The sequence below is a fragment of the Serratia liquefaciens ATCC 27592 genome, assembly GCF_000422085.1.
Taxonomy (GTDB): domain Bacteria; phylum Pseudomonadota; class Gammaproteobacteria; order Enterobacterales; family Enterobacteriaceae; genus Serratia; species Serratia liquefaciens.
The window spans coordinates 3,621,832-3,641,745 of record NC_021741.1 but is presented as its reverse complement, the minus strand read 5'-3'; the positions used below and the strand labels follow the sequence as shown (position 1 = coordinate 3,641,745).

Below are 19,914 nucleotides of genomic sequence, written 5' to 3'. Positions count from 1 at the left end.
CCTTTTTTAAGTATGGAATAAAAACATGTCGATAAGCTCAGTGATTAAATCCCTTCAGGACATTATGCGTAAAGACGCCGGTGTGGACGGCGATGCCCAGCGTCTGGGGCAACTTTCGTGGCTGCTGTTTCTGAAGATTTTTGATACTCAGGAAGAAGAGCTGGAACTGGAGCAGGACGACTACCAGTTCCCGATCCCACAGCGCTATTTATGGCGTAGCTGGGCGGCGAACAGCGAAGGCATTACTGGTGATGCATTGCTGGAATTTGTAAACGACGACCTGTTCCCGACCCTGAAAAACCTCACCGCGCCGATCGATAAGAACCCGCGTGGCTTTGTGGTCAAGCAGGCGTTCAGCGATGCCTATAACTACATGAAAAACGGTACTCTGCTGCGTCAGGTAATCAACAAGCTCAACGAAATAGACTTTAGCAGCAGTTCTGAACGTCACTTGTTTGGCGATATCTACGAGCAGATCCTGCGCGACCTGCAAAGTGCCGGTAATGCGGGTGAGTTCTATACCCCGCGTGCGGTGACGCGTTTTATGGTCAACCGTATTGATCCGAAGCTTGGTGAGTCGATTATGGACCCTGCATGCGGCACGGGTGGTTTCCTTGCTTGCGCGTTCGATCATGTGAAAGAGCATTACGTCAACACTACTGAAGATCATAAAACGCTGCAAAAGCAGATCTATGGCGTAGAGAAAAAGCAGCTTCCGCATCTGCTGTGTACCACCAATATGCTGCTGCACGGCATTGAAGTGCCGGTGCAAATCCGCCACGACAACACGCTGAATAAGCCGCTCTCTTCCTGGGATGATCAGGTTGATGTGATCGTTACCAACCCGCCCTTTGGCGGTACCGAAGAAGACGGCATCGAGAAAAACTTCCCGGCCGAGATGCAAACCCGTGAAACGGCCGACCTGTTCCTGCAGCTGATTATTGAAGTGCTGGCTGACAAAGGCCGTGCGGCGGTGGTGTTGCCGGACGGCACGCTATTTGGCGAAGGCGTGAAGACCAAAATCAAAAAGCTGCTGACCGAAGAGTGCAATCTGCACACCATCGTGCGTTTGCCCAACGGGGTGTTTAACCCGTACACCGGTATCAAAACCAATATTCTATTCTTCACTAAAGGCCAGCCGACCAAAGAGATCTGGTTCTATGAGCATCCGTATCCGGATGGCGTGAAGAACTACAGCAAAACCAAACCAATGAAGTTTGAAGAGTTCCAAACTGAAATCGACTGGTGGGGTTCTGAGGCCGACGGCTTTGCCAGCCGCGAGGAGAGCCATCAGGCGTGGAAAGTCAGCATCGACGACATCATTGCCCGCAACTTTAACCTGGATATCAAGAACCCGTACCAGGGCGAAACCATCAGCCACGATCCGGATGAACTGTTGGCGCAATACCAGTCGCAGCAGGCGGAAATCAGCGAACTGCGTAACCAACTGCGCGATATCCTCGGTGCCGCGCTGGCAGGCAACAAGGGGACGAACTGATGAGCGTTGAGAAGCTGATCACCGACCATATCGATATCTGGTCTTCCGCGCTGCAAACCCGTTCTACTGCGGGACGTGGCAGTAACGGCAAAATCGATCTGTATGGTATTAAGAAGCTGCGCGAGCTGATTCTGGAGCTGGCCGTGCGCGGCAAACTGGTGCCGCAGGACCCGAATGATGAACCGGCGTCTGAGTTGCTAAAGCGTATTGCTGCCGAGAAAGCGGAGCTGGTGAAGCAGGGTAAAATTAAAAAGCAGAAGCCTTTGCCTGAGATTAGCGAGGATGAAAAGCCTTTTGAGTTGCCGGTGGGGTGGGAGTGGGGGAGGTTAGGCTTTATTACTAACTATGGCGAGTGTGATAAAGCAGAACCAACAGATGCGGATGCAGATACGTGGATAGTTGAACTTGAAGATATTGAAAAGAGTACATCCAAACTCTTAAATCGAGTTAAGTTCTCTGAGCGTCCATTTAAAAGTTCAAAGAATAAATTTAATAAAAATGATGTCCTCTACGGGAAGTTACGACCGTATCTGGATAAAGTTTTGGTAGCTGATGATAGTGGTGTATGTACAACCGAAATTATTCCTATAAAAGTCTACGGTAATATTCTCCCTGGTTACCTTCGCCTTTTACTTAAATCTCCAAGGTTTATTGCTTATGCAAATGAATCAACGCATGGAATGAACTTACCAAGGTTAGGAACAGATAAAGCCATTAATGCAGTGGTTGAAGTAACAGCAATTGCAGAACAAGTAAGGATTGTGAATAAAGTTGACGAACTAATGTCCCTCTGCGACCAACTAGAGCAGCAATCTCTGACCAGTCTGGATGCACATCAGCAACTGGTGGAAACCCTGCTGGCAACGCTGACTGATAGCCAAAATGCCGAAGAACTCGCCGAAAACTGGGCGCGAATTAGCCAGCATTTCGACACACTGTTTACCACCGAAGCGAGTATCGACACGCTTAAGCAAACCATTCTACAACTGGCAGTGATGGGAAAACTGGTGCCGCAAGATCCTAACGACGAACCGGCATCAGAACTGCTGAAACGTATTGAGCAGGAAAAAGCGCAGTTGGTGAAAGAAAGCAAAATTAAAAAGCAAAAACCGTTGCCGCCAATTAGTGATGATGAGAAACCGTTTGAATTACCGCAGGGGTGGGAGTGGTGCCGTATAATCGAAATAGCTCAGGTCGGTACTGGGGCAACACCATCCAGAGATAATCCTGATTATTGGCAGCATCCTGAGTTCAATTGGGTTACAAGTGGTGAAACTTCTTTACCATTTATATTTAATACTGCTGAGAAAATTTCTCTAAAAGCTGTAAAAGAAACAAATGTATCCATTTACTCTCCAGGTACACTTATTATTGCAATGTATGGCCAAGGCAAAACTCGTGGCCAGATAACTGAGTTATGTATTTCGGCGGGTACAAACCAAGCTTGTGCAGCAATTCAGCTTTTTGATACAAATGAATATCATCGTCGCTATGTAAAATTGTTTTTCGAGAAGTCTTATGAAGACTTAAGAAATTTGGCAGCAGGTGGAGCACAGCCAAATTTAAATTTGGCAAAAGTATCGAATACGTTAATTCCGATACCACCTTTCAGTGAGCAAATAAAAGTTGCCACTAAGGTTGAGGAACTATTCAAGGTTTGCGACACCCTCAAATCCCGCCAGCAATCCGCCCAGCAAACCCAGTTTCACCTTGCGGACACACTCACCGACGCAGCATTAAACTAAGGAACAGACGATGCCGGTTCATCATGCTATCTGGCAGATAGGGGAGAAACCCCAGCCGCTAACTATCAGCAAACTCGCCAGCGAGCAACTGCTGGAGAAGATGATCTTAAACGACCCGACTATTCTCTCCGATCAGTGGATGATCATCGGCCATCAGGAAAATACACTCGATAAAGGGCGTATCGATCTGCTGGCGATTGCGCCGGATGCCTCGCTGATCCTGATTGAACTGAAACGCGACCGCACGCCGCGTGAAGTGGTTGCTCAGGCGCTGGATTACGCCTCCTGGGTGGATGATTTAACCGCCGATCGCCTGTCGCAGATTTATGAAAAATTCTCTGATGGCGGAAATTTAGGAGAGGCATTTAAGCAACGCTTTAATGCCGAACTGGAAGAAGAGTCGCTCAACCAGTCGCATCAAATCATCATTGTCGCAGCGGAGCTGGATCCCTCCACCGAACGCATCGTCGACTATCTGAGTAAGAATGGCATCTCGATTAACGTTCTGTTTTTTAAAGTATTCCAGCATGGTAACGAGCAGTTCTTAAGCCGCGCCTGGCTTATCGACCCCAGCGAAACGCAAACCAATGCTGCTCAAGCTACGGCCACCAGTGCCAATGCTAAGGAACCCTGGAACGGTGAGTTTTATGTCTCGTTTGGCGATTCAAACAGTCGCGTCTGGGAAGAGGCGCGCCGCTACGGGTTTATCAGCGCAGGTGGCGGGAGCTGGTATAGTCAGACGTTAAAACAGCTTCAGCCTGGCAACCGCGTCTGGGTGAAAATTCCGGCAACGGGTTACGTCGGCGTCGGGATTGTGCAGAGTGCCGTTGAGCCTGCCAGTAGCTTCACCATCAACACCGAAGACGGTGAAAAGCGGGCGATGGATGTGCTTAAGTACAGCGATCTCTATCAGCGGAATGCGGATGACCCTGATAAGTCCGAGTATTTTGTTCCGGTGAAATGGCTGGAAACCCGCAGTGAACAAGAGGCAGTAAACGAGGTCGGATTCTTCGGCAATCAAAACACAGTGTGTAAGCCCACAACGCCGAAATGGCGTCACACCATTGAGAAACTGAAGCGTTATTTCCATCACTGGAATGTGGAGATGTAAGTAAGGGTATCTGGATGTCGCAATGCCGAATATCATCACTTATCGCATATTTAATGCGCAACACTGCTTAGCGACTCGGTATTACGGATTTTTGAACTGACGAGAAATGGGGAGAGATGACTTTATGGTGTCCCCGACTGGAATCGAACCAGTAACTAGCCCTTAGGAGGGGCTTGTTATATCCGTTTAACTACGGGGACGCTGCGGGCCGGCAACCTGGGCTGCCGGGGCAGTATACCTTTTTTTACCCGCAGAATAAGCGCTTAGCGGTGCGTTTGCTCATTCCCTCGCCAATATGCGGTGATTTTCGCGCGCTGCGCTGATCGCGATCACGGTTTTCTCGCCTTGCCGGTTTGTTTTTCCGCCGCCAGCCGCTCTGCCTTGTTTTTGTCGCTCATGTCGTTGCGGATCTGCGCATGGCTGATTAAGGCAAAGATAAAGGTGCCGCCAATAATGTTGCCGGCCAGCGTTGGAATAGCAAACGGGTAGATAAAATCATGCCAGGGAATGACGCCGCTAAACACCAGATAAAGGATCTCTACCGATCCCACCACGATGTGGGTCAGATCGCAGATCGCCACCAGGTAGGTCATCAATACAATCACCCAAATCTTGGCGGCACCAGCGGAAGGGAACATCCACACCATGGTGGCGATGATCCAGCCCGCCAGAATGCCGTTGGCGAACATTTCAGACGGCGAGTTTTTCATCACCTCTTCCGACAGGCTAACGAAGGCGCTGCGCGTGTTCTCGTCGAAAATCGGCATGTGGATAAACGCCAGCGACGCCAGTCCGGTCCCCACAAGGTTCCCCAGCAGCACCACGCCCCACAGGCGAAACAGGAGCAGGAGGTTTCTCGGCGTCGGTTTTTGCATTATCGGCAGTACCGCGGTGACGGTATTTTCGGTAAACAGCTGTTGGCGGGCCATGATCACGATGATAAAGCCAAAGGTGTAGCCGATATTTTCGATAAAGAAGCGGCTGGGATCGTCCGGCAGGCGGGCGTGGAAGATGCCTTTCGCCATCAGGGAAGCCCCCATCGACAGCCCGGCGGCCACCGCTGACCACAGTAGCGCCAGCCAGTCGCGCTCCAGCTCTTTTTCGCCTTCCATGCGGATCAGCTCATGCACCGCCGCTGCGCGCGAGGGCAGGTTCTCTTCCTTTACCTCAATTTCGCTCTTGCCCTGTTCATGCTCTTTGCTTTCTACCTGCAGGCTATTTTCCTGCTCTGCATCCGGGCGCTGCTGCTGATTGGTCATTATCCGTTATCTCCATCAAAGACTGTCAGGGTCATGATTAAGCGTAGTTGGCTCAGGGAAGCTGTGAAAGCGATGTGGCAAATTGCAGAAAAAAGTAACAAGAGTTTAACGTTGCCGGGTTTTTCTACGCATTTTTGATCTGGGGCGCAATATTACCCCTATTGGAGTAGTTGAGGGGCCCGCTGCGGGCTACGTGCTGCAGATGGCTTATGCTATGATCGCTATCCCAAAGAAAAATATGAGTTCTCCCGATGCTGGAAGCTAAAAATCTGAGTTGCGTCCGTGATGAACGCACCCTGTTTAGCGCGTTAAGCTTTACGGTAAAACCGGGCGATATTATTCAGGTGGAAGGGCCGAACGGCGCGGGAAAAACCAGCCTGCTGCGCATTCTGGCGGGCCTGGCAAGACCGGAAAGCGGAGAAGTCTGCTGGCACGGGCAAAATACGTTGCGTCATCGCGAACGTTATTATCAGGATTTGTTATTCCTCGGCCATCAGCCGGGGATTAAAACCATGTTGACGCCCTTTGAGAACCTGCAGTTTTACCAGGCGGTGCGGGGTGCGCCCGATCGTCAGGCCATTTGGCAAGCGCTGGAGCAGGTCGGTCTGGTGGGTTATGAGGATTTACCGGTGGCGCAGCTTTCCGCCGGTCAACAGCGGCGTGTGGCGTTGGCGCGGTTGTGGCTCAGCAGTAGCCCGCTGTGGATCCTGGATGAGCCGCTGACGGCGATAGACAAGCAGGGTGTGGCTGAATTAATAAGCCTTTTTGAGCAACATGCTCAGCAGGGCGGCATGGTATTGTTGACCACGCATCAGGATTTGGCCGGCGCAACGCAGGCGGTAGGGAAAATAAGCCTGACGGAAAACCGCGTGGAGACTCTTTAATGTTTTTGACTGTATTGCGCCGTGAGCTGAAGATTGCCTTTCGCAAAGGGTCCGAAATCGTTAATCCGTTGTGGTTCTTCCTGATCGTTATCACGCTGTTTCCGTTAGGGATTGGGCCAGAACCGCAATTGCTGGCGCGTATATCGCCGGGGATTATCTGGGTGGCGGCGCTGCTGGCGGCCCTGCTGTCGCTGGAGCGTCTGTTTCGCGATGATTTCCTCGACGGCTCGCTGGAACAACTGTTGTTATTGCCAACGCCGCTGCCGATGACGGTGTTAGGCAAAGTGTGTGCTCACTGGGTAGTAACAGGCTTACCCCTGTTGATCCTGTCGCCGCTGGTGGCGCTGCTGCTGTCGTTGGACATTCACACCTGGCTGGCGGTGGCGTTTACGCTGTTGCTGGGTACGCCGACGCTGAGCCTGATTGGCGCTATCGGCGTGGCGCTGACCGTCGGGTTGCGCAAGGGGGGCGTGCTGCTGAGCCTGCTGGTGCTGCCGCTGTATATCCCGGTGCTGATATTTTCCACCGCCGCTATCGACGCCGCCTCTATGGGCATGCCGATAGACGGTTACCTGGCGATACTGGGCGCGATGCTGGCGGGAAGTATAACGCTGGCGCCTTTCGCCACCGCAGCGGCGCTGCGAGTGAGCGTACACTAGCTAACTTATTGAAACGCGGGTTAACGCCACCAAGAGCGTGTTCCACCGCACAAGCAATTTTCGTCGCCCCGGTAAACGGGGCGGCCACCGTATAAATTTACCGTGAGCAATGACGACAATGTGGAAATGGTTACATCAGTTTGCCCAGCCTGAACGGCTGTATCACGTCTGTGGCCGCTTTATCCCCTGGCTGGGACTGGCCGGAGCGGCTTGCCTGTTGCTGGGCTGGGTCTGGGGATTCGGCTTCGCACCCAAGGATTACCAGCAGGGCGATAGCTTCCGCATCATGTATATCCATGTGCCGGCGGCGATGTGGTCGATGGGGATCTATGGCTCAATGGCGGTAGCGGCGTTTATCGGCCTGGTGTGGCAGATGAAAATGTCCGATACCGTGGTGGCGGCGATGGCACCGGTCGGCGCGGTGTTTACCTTTATTGCGCTGGTCACCGGCTCCGCCTGGGGTAAGCCGATGTGGGGCACCTGGTGGGTGTGGGACGCCCGCCTGACGTCTGAACTGGTGTTGCTGTTTCTTTATATTGGCATTATTGCGCTGTACAACGCCTTTGAGGACCGCCGCCTGGCGGGCCGCGCCGCCGGCATTCTGGTGCTGGTCGGGGTGGTGAACATCCCGATCATTCACTTCTCGGTCGAATGGTGGAACACGCTGCATCAGGGTTCCACCAATATGCAACAGAGCATCGCGCCAAGCATGCGCACCCCGCTGCGATGGGCAATCCTCGGTTACCTGCTGTTTTTCATCACTCTCACCTTGCTGCGCTTGCGCAATCTGATTTTGTCTCAGGAACGCCAGCGCCCTTGGGTGGCAGGGCTGGTTAACAAGGAGCGTCAACCATGAATGCAGCCTTTACTTCCTGGCAGGCGTTTTTCGCCATGGGCGGCTATGCCTTCTACGTTTGGTTGGCGGTAGCCGTAACCCTGCTCTCGTTGCTGGGGCTGGTGGCCCACACTTTCTGGCAGCGCCGGCAATTGCTGGATGAGATTGGACGCCGTCAGGCACGCGAACGACGTATTCGTCATTCGCAGCAGTCGAAACAAAAAACCGCTAACCCGCGGGAGAAATCATTGTGAATCCTCGTCGTAAAAGTCGCCTGTATTTGGCGATCGTAGTGCTGATCGGCGTTGCGCTGACCGCGACCCTGATGCTGTATGCGCTACGCTCCAACATCGATCTGTTTTATACCCCAAGCGAAATTCTGCAGGGCAAGGGCGAAAATCATGAGAAGCCGGAGGTGGGCCAACGCCTGCGCATCGGTGGCATGGTGATGCCGGGTTCGGTAAAGCGCGATCAGAAAACGCTGCAGGTCAGTTTCAAAGTTTATGATGCACGCGGTGCAATCGACGTCACTTACACCGGCATTCTGCCGGATCTGTTCCGTGAGGGGCAGGGCGTTGTGGCACAGGGCGTGCTGGGCGAAGGCAACGTGGTGAATGCGCGTGAAGTGCTGGCGAAACACGATGAAAAATACACGCCGCCGGAAGTGGCCGACGCGATGAAAGAAAACCATAAGGGACCGGCTTCGGCCTACGCCACCCCGCAGAACGAGGGCGCTAAATCATGATGCCGGAAACGGGAAGTTTTCTGCTATGCCTGGCGCTGGCGATTTCGCTGCTGCTGAGCATTTACCCGCAATGGGGCGCGGCGCGTCAGGACCGTCGCATGATGGCGGTGGCGCGCCCACTGACCTACGGCATGTTTGCGGCTATCGCCCTGGCGTTCATCTGTCTGGTGCACGCCTTTGTCGTTAATGACTTTACCGTGGCCTATGTGGCCGCCAACTCCAACACCCAACTGCCGGTGTATTACCGCATTGCAGCCACCTGGGGCGCCCACGAGGGATCGCTGCTGCTGTGGGTGCTGTTGCTGAGCTGCTGGTCGCTGGCGGTGGCGCTGTGCAGCCGTTCGATGCCGCAAGATGCCGTGGCGCGCGTGTTGTCGGTGATGGGCATGATCACGGCAGGTTTCCTGCTGTTTATCATCATGACCTCCAACCCCTTCACCCGTACGCTGCCGAACTTCCCGATCGACGGTAGCGACCTTAACCCGCTGCTGCAGGATATCGGCCTGATTTTCCATCCGCCGCTGCTGTACATGGGGTATGTCGGTTTCTCGGTGGCCTTTGCTTTCGCCATCGCTTCACTGATGGCCGGTCGCCTGGATACGGCCTGGGCGCGCTGGTCGCGCCCTTGGACCACGGCCGCCTGGGTGTTCCTCACCATGGGCATCGTGCTGGGCTCCGCCTGGGCTTATTATGAACTGGGCTGGGGCGGCTGGTGGTTCTGGGATCCGGTCGAGAACGCTTCATTTATGCCGTGGCTGGCCGGTACCGCGCTGATGCACTCGTTGGCGGTGACCGAAAAACGCGGCACTTTCAAAGCCTGGACGGTATTGCTGGCGATTACCGCCTTCTCATTGTGCCTGCTGGGCACCTTCCTGGTGCGCTCCGGGGTGCTGGTTTCGGTGCACTCCTTTGCTTCCGACCCGGCACGCGGCATGTTTATCCTTGCTTATCTGGTGATCGTGATAGGCGGTTCTCTGCTGCTGTATGCGGTCAAGGGCGGGCAAGTGCGCAGCCGGGTGCAGCACGAAACCTTCTCGCGTGAAACCTTCTTGCTGGGCAATAACGTACTGCTGATCGCTGCCATGCTGGTGGTGCTGTTGGGGACGCTGCTGCCGCTGGTGCATAAGCAGTTGGGCCTGGGCAGCATTTCTATCGGCGAACCGTTCTTCAACACCATGTTCACCTGGCTGATGGCACCGATGGCGTTACTGATGGGGATTGGCCCGTTGGTGCGCTGGCGCCGCGACGAGCCGACCAAGCTGTGGCGTCGCCTGAGCGTGGCGCTGGTGATTACGCTGGTGCTGTCGATCCTGCTGCCGTGGCTGTTGCAAGACAGCATCGCCGGCATGACGGTGGTGGGGCTGATCATGGCCGTTTGGGTGATAATCCTGACGCTGATGGAACTGCACGAACGTGCAACGCATCGCCACGGTTTCTGGCGTGGGCTGAGCCATCTTTCCCGCAGCCACTGGGGGATGGTGCTGGGCCACCTTGGCGTGGCGGTAACGGTAATCGGCATTGCCTTCAGCCAAAACTACAGTGTGGAACGTGATGTCCGCATGAAAGCCGGCGACAGCGTGGATATCCATAACTATCACTTTGTGTTCCGTGACGTGCACGATATTCGTGGGCCGAACTACAGCGGCGGCGTCGGCATTATCGATGTCACGCGCAACGGCAAGCCGGAAGCGACGTTGCACGCGGAAAAACGCTATTACAGCGTGGCGCGCAGCATGATGACCGAAGCGGCGATTGACGGCGGCTTCAGCCGCGACCTGTACGCCGCGCTGGGCGAAGAGCTGGACGACGGCTCTTGGGCAGTGCGGTTGTACTACAAACCTTTCGTACGCTGGATCTGGTTCGGCGGGGTGTTTATGGCGCTGGGCGGTATCCTGTGCATACTCGATCCGCGCTATCGGATGAGCAAAAAACTCAAGCGTGAAGGCAAGCTGGAGGAGCAGGCATGAACCGTAAGCTGCTGTTTATCCCATTAATCCTGTTCCTGCTGCTGGTGGCGGCGTTTATGGTGCAGCTGACGCGCAACGCCGGTGGCGAAGACCCGACCATGCTGGAATCGGCGTTGATCGGCAAGCCGGTGCCGGCTTTCAAGCTGGAATCCCTCGACCAGCCTGGCAAGACTTACGACCAGGCGGTGCTGCGCAATGGCAAACCCATGCTGCTGAACGTCTGGGCGACCTGGTGCCCAACGTGCCGTGCCGAACATCAATACCTCAATACGCTGGCCGCGCGCGGCATTCGCGTGGTGGGGCTGAACTATAAAGACGATCGCGGCAAAGCGGTGACCTGGCTGAACTCGCTGGGCAACCCGTACGCGCTCAGCCTGTACGACGGCGACGGCATGCTGGGGCTGGATTTGGGCGTGTACGGCGCACCGGAAACCTTCCTGATCGACGGGCAGGGCATTATCCGCTACCGCCACGCCGGAGACATGAACGAGCGCGTTTGGCAGCAAGAAGTGCTGCCGCTGTACAAAAAATATGGGGGTGAGGCATGAGGCTGCTGACCCTGATATTTGCCGCGTTACTGAGTTGGAGCGCCGCGGCGGCTATCGACACTTATCGGTTCAATTCGGTCGAGCAGGAACAGCAATACCGGGAGCTGACCGAACAGCTGCGTTGCCCGAAATGCCAGAACAACAGCATCGCCGACTCTAACGCCATCATAGCGGCCGATATGCGTACCAAGGTGTACGAGTTGATGATGCAGGGGCAGAACAAGCAGCAGATTATCGACTATATGGTGGCGCGCTACGGTAATTTCGTCACCTACGAACCGCCGGTGACCCCGGCGACGCTGATCCTGTGGGTAGGCCCGTTGCTGTTTGTGTTGATCGGCGGTGCGGTAGTGATACTGCGCACCCGCCACCGTCGTACCGGTGCCGTTAACGCTAACGATGAATTCTCCGAGCAGGAGCAACAGCGTCTGGCGGCGCTGCTGAAAGAGACTGACAGGAAGAAACCCTAATGGCTTTTTGGCTGATTATTATTGTCCTGCTGGTGGGCGCTGCGGCGTTGCTGGTGGTACCGGCGATGCGCCACAGCGGTAAAAGCACCGCTGCGAGCCGCGATACGCTGAACAAGGCGTTTTATCAGGATCGTCTGCATGAGCTGGAGCAGGACGAACAGCAGGGCGTGGTTGCTGAGCGCCCTGAACTGGTGAAAGAGCTGCAGCAAAACCTGCTCAATGATATCCCCGGCCAGCAGGATACGCAGGAGAAACCCATTAACCGCTGGGCATTGGTGCCTGGGGTTGCCTTGCTGGTGGTGGTCACCCTTGGCTTTTATCTGAAAACCGGTGGGTTGGTGCAGGTATTGGACTGGCAACAGGTCGAGGCGCAAATGCCGGATCTGCGCGCGCGCGTCGCTAATGAGCGCGCCCAACCGTTGAGCATGGAAGAGATTGCTCGCCTCGGGCTGGGGCTGCGTACCGCGTTGCAGCAGGACGATCGCAATATCAACGACTGGATGATGCTGGGTCGCGTGGGGATGGCGCTGAATAACGCCACCACCGCCACCCAGGCATTTGCTCATGCTTATCAACTTGATCCGAATAGTCTGGAAGTCCGCCTCGGCTACGCGGAAGTCTTGACGCGCTCTAACGATCCAGAGGATAACAAGCAGGCCACTCAGATGCTGCGCAAGATGATCGCCGAAGATCACACCAATATGCGCGTGCTGAGCCTGTTGGCGTTCAACGCCTTCGAACAGGGGGATTTCAAGCAGGCGATTGGCGCCTGGCAGGTTATGCTGAAGCTGTTGCCAGCCAATGATCAACGCGCCGAAGTGATAAAGCGCAGCATTGAACAAGCAAAAACACAGGCGGGCGAAGAAACTGTTAAACTTGGCATTAACGTGACGTTATCGCCACAGGCGACGAACGCTTTGCCGCAGCAGGGGACGCTGGTAATTTCAGTGACCGATGGCACCAATCCAGTGCCGGTTGCGGTAAAACAACTGCCCTTAAGCCGTTTCCCGCTGTCATTTTCTCTGGATGACAGCAACGCCATGATGCCTGAACGCCTGCTTTCGGCTCAGCATCAGGTCAAGGTGCGGGTGCGAATTTCTCAGGATGGTCTGGCCACGCCACAGGCGGGTGATTGGTTCGGCGAGAGTGCGCTGCAGAATTTCAGCGGTAAAGAGCAGATTGACGTTCAGATAAACAAACAGGTCCCTTAAATAAAAAGACCGAACGTGTTTTTATGGAGAAAAATATGAACTTTCGCCTGACTGGGCTGGCTTTCACAACGGTGTTATTGGTGGGCTGTGCCAGCGCGCCACAAGATGAACCACAAGGGCGATCCGATCCTCTGGAAGGATTTAACCGGACGATGTTCAACTTCAACTATAACGTCCTGGATCCGTATGTACTTCGCCCGGTGGCCGTGGCCTGGCGCAACTACCTGCCCATGCCGGCGCGTAATGGGATAAGCAACTTTACGTCTAACCTGGAAGAGCCGGCCAGCATGGTCAACTCCTTCCTGAAAGGCGACCCCTATAAGGGGATGATCCACTTTAACCGTTTCTTCCTCAACACCCTTCTGGGGATGGGGGGGCTGATCGACGTGGCCGGGATGGCTAACCCGAAACTGGCTCGCGAAGAGCCTAACCGTTTCGGCAGCACCCTGGGGCATTATGGCGTCGGCTACGGTCCTTATGTGATGTTGCCGGGCTACGGCAGTTTCACCCTGCGTGAAGAGGGCGGTGACTGGGCGGATACGGTCTATCCGGTACTGAGCTACCTGACCTTCTGGATGTCGGCGGGTAAATGGGTGGTTGAAGGGATTGAAACCCGTGCCGAGCTGTTGGATTCCGACGGCCTGCTGCGCAACTCTTCCGATCCGTACCTGATGGTGCGCGAAGCCTACTTCCAGCGTAACGACTTCCTGGCGAACGGCGGCTCGCTGAAACCTGAGATCAACCCGAACGCTCAGGCGATCCAGGGCGATCTGGACGAGATCGACTCGCAGTAATCTCGCTTGGCGAAGAGAAAGAACCCGCTTTGATGGCGGGTTTTTTTATGTTTTGAGATCGGCGGGCAAAAAAAAGCGCCCTAAGAAGGGCGCTCCTGGCTTCGTCATCGAAAAGATTAGAAGCGGTAGTTGAAGTTGGCGCCGTACAGCCAGGCCTTGCCCACGGATTCGAAGGTATATGGACCTTCTTTGATGGTGACTTTCTGGCCGTGCATGTAGGAAACACCGACGTCAACAGAGGCGTCTTTGTTGAATGCGTAGCTGGTACCTGCGCTCAACCAGAAGCGGTCCTGATCCGGGATAGAGATAGAACGGTTCTGGGCCGGCACCGGGCTGTCATCGAAGGCGATACCGGTACGGAAGGTCCAGTTATCGTCGTAGAAGTAGGTAGTACCCAGTGCGATGCGGTAAGCGTCTTTAAAGCCTTCGTGCTTCTCAAACAGGGTTTGACCGTTGTTGCCGGTAGCTTTCAGCTCCTGGAACTGGCTCCAGCTGGTGTAAGCCAGGCTGTAGTGGATAGCCCACTGCGGTGCAACCTTGTTGTAACCCGAGATTTCCCACATTTCCGGCAGGTTCAGATCCAGAGAGCCTGGGATGGTGGTGCCGTCGGTGCCCATAGGCAGGCCGAGAGCGCCAAGGAGCGGGTTATAGGCGGATGGCAGGCTGCTCTTGTAGTCGCCGTCAAACTTGATTTTGACTTCGGAACGGTAGGTGAAACCGTAACGGTTGTTTTCGTCCACTTCGTACAGAATGCCGGCGTTCCAGCCAAAGCCCCATTTGTCACCCTTCAGGTGAGAAATTTGAGTATCCGCCGGGATCTGTGAGACCGGGCCGGCCAATTGAGGTGGCAACTGGCCAGAACCTGCGATCAACCTCGGCAATTCACCGGCATAACGCTCGAGCTTGGCTTTGGCGTAAACCGCGTCAAAGCCCAGGCCGAAGCTGAATTGTTGGTTCAGACGGTAAGCACCGCTCAGGTTCAGGTTAAGTGTGGTCAGGTCAGTTTTACCGCCGTAAGCCCCTGCGGTGTAACCGTCGTTGAATTCTGTCGCCAGGCCGTAGTTGCTGGTGACCGAGCCGCCTACGGCAAACTGATCGTTAATCGGTTGAACATAATGCAGGTTTGGCACCCAGGCGGTAGGGGCGATGTTCTTGGAGTCGAGGCTGGCACCGGAAGGTGACTTGCCGGAGATGTCTACATCCGGATCGATAAACACCGCACCGAAGGAAAGTTCCGGGCGGGTATACATCATCAGCAGGGCCGGGTTGCGGCTGGCGGAAGCTGCAGTATCCGCCATGGCGCCCTCGCCAGAATACGAACGTCCTAAACCAGCTGATGAAAACTCATTCAGCTGGAATCCTGCGGCAGACACGTTTGAAGAAATAATTGCCACTGCAGCTGCGAGAGCTGATTTAGTAAATAGGTTTTTCTGGCTCATGACCAAAACCTCATTATGTGTTTATTATTTAAACTATGTTACTCAAAGTAACAAGGAGCGCGGGATTGTAGGGTCCGTTATCATTCAGACAAATCAGACCAGTGGCTGAATTATAGGTCCGACCTGTGAAAATGTTGCAACAATGTTTTTGAGATATTTCTAAATTGATATCAAAAAGGAGATCTGCATAACAAAAAACCAGCAATGCATAACAATATTCCTACCATTCCTTAGCAGACGTCGATTTTCATTTGTGATTTCCATCACTTAAAACACCTATAAAAAGTAAGTGCTAGTGATCGGTTTCATCGCAGAGTAAAATAAACGCAGAATCTTGTGTCTTTGCGCCAGTAGCTAAATGGCAATTTGGACTCGCGTAACGGCGGTCCCTGAGGAGAATGAATCATGTCCAATCCAATTAATAAATGTAGTGCCCAGGAAACTGCCGCCTGTTGCTGTGTTGATGTCGGTACCGTGATGGACAATACCGATTGCACCGCCTCCTACAGCCAGGTGTTTGCCAATCAGCAGGATGCAGAAAAAATGTTGGCCACGCTGACCGAAAAAGCCCGCGGTGTGGAATCCGACCCGTGCGACATCAGCAGTAGCATTAAACCGGTTGACGGTGGCGTGGAACTGGTGGCTGATTTCACCTTCGCCTGCCAGGCAGAAACCCTGATTTTCCAGCTCGGCCTGCGTTAATCACGGCTTTAAAACGGTGCGGGGTCATCCCGCGCCGCTCGCTTCCTCCTCAATCCCCCTCTAGAAAGTTGCTCCTGCTCTCAGTTTTCACTTCTGCCGGTTTGCCAAATGTAAACATTTGGTTAACAATGACCCCATCAGGTCAGACCTCTTCTTGACCGTTGCGCTGGCGTTATTTTCTTCAGGAGCGTTTATGAGTAAGGCACTGCCGTTGGTGACCCGTCACGGTGACCGTATTGCGATTGTAAATGGACTGCGGACCCCCTTTGCCAAACAGGCGACCGCTTATCACGGCATTCCAGCGGTGGATCTGGGGAAAACGGCGGTAAGTGAACTGTTAGCCCGCAGCGGTATCGATCCGGCGCTGATTGAACAACTGGTGTTCGGCCAGGTGGTGCAAATGCCTGAGGCGCCGAATATTGCGCGTGAAATCGTGCTCGGTACCGGCATGAGCGTGCATACCGATGCTTATAGCGTGTCGCGTGCCTGCGCTACCAGCTTCCAGGCGATTGCCAACGTGGCGGAAAGCATCATGGCAGGCAGCATCAGTATCGGCATCGCCGGTGGCGCTGACTCTTCTTCCGTTCTGCCTATCGGCGTCAGTAAAGCGCTGGCGCGCACTCTGGTGGACGTTAACAAAGCCCGTACCCTGTCGCAGCGTCTCAAGCTGTTTAGCCGACTGAAGTTCCGTGACCTGATGCCGGTGCCGCCGGCAGTGGCGGAATATTCCACCGGGCTGCGCATGGGCGATACCGCAGAGCAAATGGCGAAAAGCCACGGCATCACCCGGGAAGAGCAGGATGCGCTGGCGCACCGCTCTCACCAACTGGCTGCCAAAGCCTGGGAGCAGGGGCTGCTGCGCGACGAGGTGATGACGGCCTATGTGCCGCCATACCGTACGCAAATCACCGAAGACAACAACGTCCGCAAAGATTCCAGCCTGGCGTCCTACGCAAAGCTGAAACCGGCATTCGATCGCAACCACGGTAGCGTTACCGCAGCCAACAGTACGCCGTTGACCGACGGCGCGGCAGCGGTGCTGATGATGAGTGAGTCGCGAGCGAAAGAGTTGGGGTTGCAACCGCTGGGTTATCTGCGCAGCTTTGCCTTCTCTGCCATCGATGTGTGGGAAGATATGCTGCTCGGGCCGTCTTACGCTACGCCGCTGGCGCTGGATCGCGCCGGAATCGGCCTGGCCGACCTGACCCTCATCGACATGCATGAAGCCTTTGCTGCTCAGACCCTGGCGAACCTGAAAATGTTTGCCAGCGACGAATTTGCTCAGAAAAAGCTGGGCCGCAGCCGGGCGATTGGCGAAGTGGACATGGAAAAATTCAACGTATTGGGTGGCTCAATTGCTTATGGTCACCCATTTGCCGCTACCGGCGCGCGCATGATCACCCAAACGTTGCACGAGCTGAAGCGTCGTGGCGGCGGACTGGGGCTGACGACCGCCTGCGCAGCCGGAGGGTTAGGGGCCGCAATGATCGTAGAGGTGGAATAATGAGCTTTGAAAACGCATTGCATGAACAGCGGGCCAAACCCTCGGCCTTTCAACTGACCCTTCGTCCGGACAACATTGGTGTGATCACCATCGATGTTCCGGGGGAGAAGGTAAACACCCTGAAGGCCGAGTTTGTCGAGCAGGTCAACGACGTACTGATCCGCGCGCAGCAGAATCCGGCGCTGGAAGGGCTGGTGATTATCTCCGGCAAGCCGGATTCGTTTATTGCCGGGGCGGATATCAGCATGATTGCCGCCTGTACCACTGCCAAAGAGGCCGAAGCGCTGGCGAAAAAAGGCCAAAGTACGCTGGCACAGATTGCCGCATTCCAGGTCCCTGTGGTGGCGGCTATTCACGGCGCTTGCTTAGGCGGTGGGCTGGAGCTGGCGTTGGCGTGCCACAGTCGCGTTTGTTCTCTGGATGACAAAACCGCACTCGGCCTGCCGGAAGTGCAGCTAGGTTTGCTGCCGGGTTCCGGTGGCACCCAGCGTTTGCCGCGGTTGATTGGTGCCAGCAAGGCGTTGGACATGATCCTGACCGGCAAACACATTCGGGCGCGTCAGGCGTTGCGCATGGGGTTGGTGGACGATGCCGTGCCCCAGTCAATTTTATTACAGGCTGCCGTCGAACGGGTCAAGCAAGGCTGGCAGAGCCGGCGCGAATTGCCGTGGCAGGAGCGTTTGCTCAACGGCCCGCTAGGTAAAAGCCTGCTGTTCAGCATTGTGCGCAAGAAAACGCTGGAGAAAACGCACGGCAATTATCCTGCCGCAGAACGCATTATTCAGGTGGTGCGTACCGGTCTGGATCACGGCAGCGCCAGCGGTTATGAAGCCGAGGCGCGGGCGTTTGGCGAATTGGCCATGACCCCGCAGTCCGCCGCGTTGCGCAGCCTGTTCTTTGCCTCTACCTCCTTGAAGAAAGAACGCGGTGGTAATGCACAACCTCATGAACTGCACCGTATCGGCATTCTGGGTGGCGGCCTGATGGGCGGCGGTATCGCCTGTGTGACCGCCACGCGGGGTGGTTTGCCGGTGCGAATTAAAGACGTTAACGAAACGGGCATTAACCACGCGTTAAAATACAGTTGGGACGTGCTCGGCAAGCGGGTACGCAGTAAACGCATGCGCCCGGCGGAACGGCAAAAACAGATGATGCTGATCTCCGGTTCGACCGATTACACCGGTTTTGAACGGGTGGACGTGGTGATTGAGGCGGTGTTCGAAGACCTGGCGCTGAAGCAGCAGATGGTGGCCGAGATAGAACAGCACGCGGCGCCGCACACCATCTTTGCCTCCAATACCTCATCGCTGCCGATTGGCCAGATTGCCGCCAAGGCGCAGCGCCCTGAGCAGGTGATCGGCCTGCATTATTTCAGCCCGGTGGATAAAATGCCGTTGGTTGAGGTGATCCCGCACGCTACCACCAGCGAAGAAACCATTGCCACCACCGTGGCGCTGGCGCACAAGCAGGGCAAAACGGCGATCGTGGTGGCCGACCGCGCCGGTTTCTACGTTAACCGTATTCTGGCTCCTTATATAAATGAAGCGACTCGTTGCCTGCTGGAAGGTGAGCCGATCGAAGCGTTGGACAAGGCGCTGGTGGATTTCGGTTTCCCGGTTGGGCCGATAACCCTGCTGGATGAAGTGGGCATCGACGTCGGTACCAAGATTATCCCGGTGCTGGTAGAGCAGTTAGGGCCGCGCTTTGCCGCTCCAGCCGCCTTCGAGGCGGTGTTGAAAGACGGACGCAAAGGGCGCAAAAACGGCCGTGGTTTTTATCTCTACCCCAGTGAAGGCCAGCAGCGTCAGCGGAGCAAGCGCGCCGATACCTCGGTCTATCTTTTGCTGGGCATCACGCCGAAGTCGCATTTACAACCGGCCGTCATCGCTCAGCGTTGCGTAATGATGATGCTCAATGAAGCCGCACGTTGTCTGGATGAAGGCGTGATCCGCAGCGCGCGCGACGGCGATATCGGCGCGGTGTTCGGTATAGGTTTTCCTCCATTCCTCGGCGGGCCTTTCCGCTATATGGATCAGTTGGGGGCCGATAAGGTGGTTAAAACGCTGGAGTACCTGCAGCGGCAGCACGGTGAATATTTTGCGCCTTGCGAACGCCTGCAGCGCATGGCTCAGCAGGGTGAACGCTTCTATCCGCAGGGGACCTGAGCGGCGCGGCGACGTGATTTGTACTAGAGTAGGATCAAGGTTGCATGTGATCGCTATCACTCCTTGCAATACCGGTAATCCCTGACCCTATACAGGGAGATAGGGACGAGGTAACGTAGCCTGATGGCGGTGAAAGGCTGGCCGCCATCAATAAAATTCATGATGAGAAGGTTAAAATTTAACCTGTTGAATTGGTTGTTATGTGAGCGCTGAATTCCCGTTAAGGCGCCATTGATGTAAAAAACAGCATTTTCTTTACGTGAACTTTCAGGCAAAATGCCCGGCCGCCATAAAGAGACGGCGCGTTATCGTTTCAAAGCGTTTGCTTTGGGGTTGTAAAACTCGGCGATACAGCACGCTCGGCGTTTCTGTATAGCG

Annotated in this window: 18 protein-coding genes and 1 tRNA gene; 16 read left to right on the top strand and 3 right to left on the bottom strand. The window is 55.0% G+C overall.

From position 1 onward, the window contains the following. Window positions 1-25 precede the first annotated feature (25 nt). Genes M495_RS17085 through M495_RS17075 form a run of 3 tightly spaced genes read left to right on the top strand, consistent with a single transcriptional unit; the run spans window position 26 to window position 4,354 of the window. Complete coding sequence (locus M495_RS17085) at window positions 26-1,498, top strand: N-6 DNA methylase (RefSeq protein ID WP_020827930.1); 1,473 nt, start codon at window positions 26-28, stop codon at window positions 1,496-1,498. After that, window positions 1,498-3,243, top strand: coding sequence for a restriction endonuclease subunit S (locus M495_RS17080; protein WP_020827929.1), 1,746 nt, complete (start codon window positions 1,498-1,500; stop codon window positions 3,241-3,243). Before M495_RS17085 ends, M495_RS17080 begins: the two co-directional genes overlap by 1 nt. 10 nt (window positions 3,244-3,253) lie before the next feature. Next, window positions 3,254-4,354, top strand: a complete 1,101-nt coding sequence (locus M495_RS17075) for a PDDEXK family nuclease (RefSeq protein WP_020827928.1) — start codon at window positions 3,254-3,256, stop codon at window positions 4,352-4,354. A 125-nt stretch (window positions 4,355-4,479) separates the two neighbouring features. On the opposite strand, the gene M495_RS17070 is transcribed toward M495_RS17075, so the two are convergent. Together M495_RS17070 and M495_RS17065 are read right to left on the bottom strand one after the other, a co-directional pair. Continuing rightward, window positions 4,480-4,554: transfer RNA gene (locus M495_RS17070), tRNA-Arg, on the bottom strand. 129 nt (window positions 4,555-4,683) lie between these two features. Next, window positions 4,684-5,613 (bottom strand): formate/nitrite transporter family protein, encoded by a 930-nt coding sequence (locus M495_RS17065; protein ID WP_020827927.1) that lies wholly within the window; start codon window positions 5,611-5,613, stop codon window positions 4,684-4,686. A 251-nt stretch (window positions 5,614-5,864) separates the two neighbouring features. On the opposite strand from M495_RS17065, the gene ccmA reads away from it, so the two are divergent. The 10 genes from ccmA (at window position 5,865) to mlaA (ending at window position 13,726) form a co-directional block, all read left to right on the top strand. Continuing rightward, complete coding sequence (ccmA, locus tag M495_RS17060; protein WP_020827926.1) at window positions 5,865-6,497, top strand: cytochrome c biogenesis heme-transporting ATPase CcmA; 633 nt, start codon at window positions 5,865-5,867, stop codon at window positions 6,495-6,497. Further along, the gene (ccmB, locus tag M495_RS17055) at window positions 6,497-7,156 is read left to right on the top strand and encodes a heme exporter protein CcmB (protein ID WP_020827925.1); all 660 of its coding nucleotides are present in this window, start codon (window positions 6,497-6,499) and stop codon (window positions 7,154-7,156) included. Before ccmA ends, ccmB begins: the two co-directional genes overlap by 1 nt. 118 nt (window positions 7,157-7,274) lie before the next feature. Then, window positions 7,275-8,012: a heme ABC transporter permease gene (locus tag M495_RS17050; protein WP_020827924.1), complete on the top strand. Its 738-nt coding sequence runs from the start codon at window positions 7,275-7,277 to the stop codon at window positions 8,010-8,012. After that, a complete protein-coding gene (gene ccmD / locus M495_RS17045) occupies window positions 8,009-8,245 on the top strand; it encodes a heme exporter protein CcmD (RefSeq protein WP_020827923.1) in 237 nt (78 codons plus the stop codon). The genes M495_RS17050 and ccmD overlap by 4 nt, the downstream gene beginning before the upstream one ends. Then, on the top strand, window positions 8,242-8,736 hold the full coding sequence (gene ccmE / locus M495_RS17040) for a cytochrome c maturation protein CcmE (protein ID WP_012146100.1): 495 nt from the start codon (window positions 8,242-8,244) through the stop codon (window positions 8,734-8,736). Before ccmD ends, ccmE begins: the two co-directional genes overlap by 4 nt. Beyond that, window positions 8,733-10,703: a heme lyase CcmF/NrfE family subunit gene (locus tag M495_RS17035; RefSeq protein ID WP_020827922.1), complete on the top strand. Its 1,971-nt coding sequence runs from the start codon at window positions 8,733-8,735 to the stop codon at window positions 10,701-10,703. Before ccmE ends, M495_RS17035 begins: the two co-directional genes overlap by 4 nt. After that, window positions 10,700-11,251 carry a DsbE family thiol:disulfide interchange protein gene (locus tag M495_RS17030; protein WP_020827921.1) on the top strand — a complete coding sequence of 184 codons (552 nt, stop codon included), beginning with the start codon at window positions 10,700-10,702 and terminating at the stop codon, window positions 11,249-11,251. Before M495_RS17035 ends, M495_RS17030 begins: the two co-directional genes overlap by 4 nt. Next, on the top strand, window positions 11,248-11,721 hold the full coding sequence (locus tag M495_RS17025) for a cytochrome c-type biogenesis protein (protein WP_020827920.1): 474 nt from the start codon (window positions 11,248-11,250) through the stop codon (window positions 11,719-11,721). Before M495_RS17030 ends, M495_RS17025 begins: the two co-directional genes overlap by 4 nt. Beyond that, entirely contained in the window at window positions 11,721-12,932 is a 1,212-nt protein-coding gene (ccmI, locus tag M495_RS17020) for a c-type cytochrome biogenesis protein CcmI (RefSeq protein WP_020827919.1), read from the top strand. Before M495_RS17025 ends, ccmI begins: the two co-directional genes overlap by 1 nt. Window positions 12,933-12,967: 35 nt before the next feature. Beyond that, entirely contained in the window at window positions 12,968-13,726 is a 759-nt protein-coding gene (mlaA, locus tag M495_RS17015) for a phospholipid-binding lipoprotein MlaA (protein WP_020827918.1), read from the top strand. Window positions 13,727-13,842: 116 nt separating this feature from the next. Here mlaA and fadL read toward each other — a convergent pair whose 3' ends face one another. After that, window positions 13,843-15,165 (bottom strand): long-chain fatty acid transporter FadL, encoded by a 1,323-nt coding sequence (gene fadL / locus M495_RS17010; protein WP_041414796.1) that lies wholly within the window; start codon window positions 15,163-15,165, stop codon window positions 13,843-13,845. A 405-nt stretch (window positions 15,166-15,570) separates the two neighbouring features. Between fadL and M495_RS17005 the strand changes: the two genes are divergently transcribed. The 3 genes from M495_RS17005 (at window position 15,571) to fadJ (ending at window position 19,536) form a co-directional block, all read left to right on the top strand. Then, window positions 15,571-15,867, top strand: coding sequence for a YfcZ/YiiS family protein (locus tag M495_RS17005; RefSeq protein WP_020827916.1), 297 nt, complete (start codon window positions 15,571-15,573; stop codon window positions 15,865-15,867). Window positions 15,868-16,060: 193 nt separating this feature from the next. After that, on the top strand, window positions 16,061-17,371 hold the full coding sequence (fadI, locus tag M495_RS17000; protein ID WP_020827915.1) for an acetyl-CoA C-acyltransferase FadI: 1,311 nt from the start codon (window positions 16,061-16,063) through the stop codon (window positions 17,369-17,371). Beyond that, on the top strand, window positions 17,371-19,536 hold the full coding sequence (gene fadJ / locus M495_RS16995; protein ID WP_020827914.1) for a fatty acid oxidation complex subunit alpha FadJ: 2,166 nt from the start codon (window positions 17,371-17,373) through the stop codon (window positions 19,534-19,536). Before fadI ends, fadJ begins: the two co-directional genes overlap by 1 nt. The last annotated feature ends 378 nt before the right edge of the window (window positions 19,537-19,914 follow it).

Excerpts from the sequence above, each read along its gene's own strand:
- M495_RS17085 (WP_020827930.1), top strand. The coding sequence starts at position 26 with ATGTCGATAAGCTCAGTGATTAAATCCCTTCAGGACATTATGCGTAAA.
- M495_RS17080 (WP_020827929.1), top strand. The coding sequence starts at position 1,498 with ATGAGCGTTGAGAAGCTGATCACCGACCATATCGATATCTGGTCTTCC.
- M495_RS17075 (WP_020827928.1), top strand. The coding sequence starts at position 3,254 with ATGCCGGTTCATCATGCTATCTGGCAGATAGGGGAGAAACCCCAGCCG.
- M495_RS17065 (WP_020827927.1), bottom strand. The coding sequence starts at position 5,613 with ATGACCAATCAGCAGCAGCGCCCGGATGCAGAGCAGGAAAATAGCCTG.
- ccmA (WP_020827926.1), top strand. The coding sequence starts at position 5,865 with ATGCTGGAAGCTAAAAATCTGAGTTGCGTCCGTGATGAACGCACCCTG.
- ccmB (WP_020827925.1), top strand. The coding sequence starts at position 6,497 with ATGTTTTTGACTGTATTGCGCCGTGAGCTGAAGATTGCCTTTCGCAAA.
- M495_RS17050 (WP_020827924.1), top strand. The coding sequence starts at position 7,275 with ATGTGGAAATGGTTACATCAGTTTGCCCAGCCTGAACGGCTGTATCAC.
- ccmD (WP_020827923.1), top strand. The coding sequence starts at position 8,009 with ATGAATGCAGCCTTTACTTCCTGGCAGGCGTTTTTCGCCATGGGCGGC.
- M495_RS17035 (WP_020827922.1), top strand. The coding sequence starts at position 8,733 with ATGATGCCGGAAACGGGAAGTTTTCTGCTATGCCTGGCGCTGGCGATT.
- M495_RS17030 (WP_020827921.1), top strand. The coding sequence starts at position 10,700 with ATGAACCGTAAGCTGCTGTTTATCCCATTAATCCTGTTCCTGCTGCTG.
- M495_RS17025 (WP_020827920.1), top strand. The coding sequence starts at position 11,248 with ATGAGGCTGCTGACCCTGATATTTGCCGCGTTACTGAGTTGGAGCGCC.
- ccmI (WP_020827919.1), top strand. The coding sequence starts at position 11,721 with ATGGCTTTTTGGCTGATTATTATTGTCCTGCTGGTGGGCGCTGCGGCG.
- mlaA (WP_020827918.1), top strand. The coding sequence starts at position 12,968 with ATGAACTTTCGCCTGACTGGGCTGGCTTTCACAACGGTGTTATTGGTG.
- fadL (WP_041414796.1), bottom strand. The coding sequence starts at position 15,165 with ATGAGCCAGAAAAACCTATTTACTAAATCAGCTCTCGCAGCTGCAGTG.
- M495_RS17005 (WP_020827916.1), top strand. The coding sequence starts at position 15,571 with ATGTCCAATCCAATTAATAAATGTAGTGCCCAGGAAACTGCCGCCTGT.
- fadI (WP_020827915.1), top strand. The coding sequence starts at position 16,061 with ATGAGTAAGGCACTGCCGTTGGTGACCCGTCACGGTGACCGTATTGCG.
- fadJ (WP_020827914.1), top strand. The coding sequence starts at position 17,371 with ATGAGCTTTGAAAACGCATTGCATGAACAGCGGGCCAAACCCTCGGCC.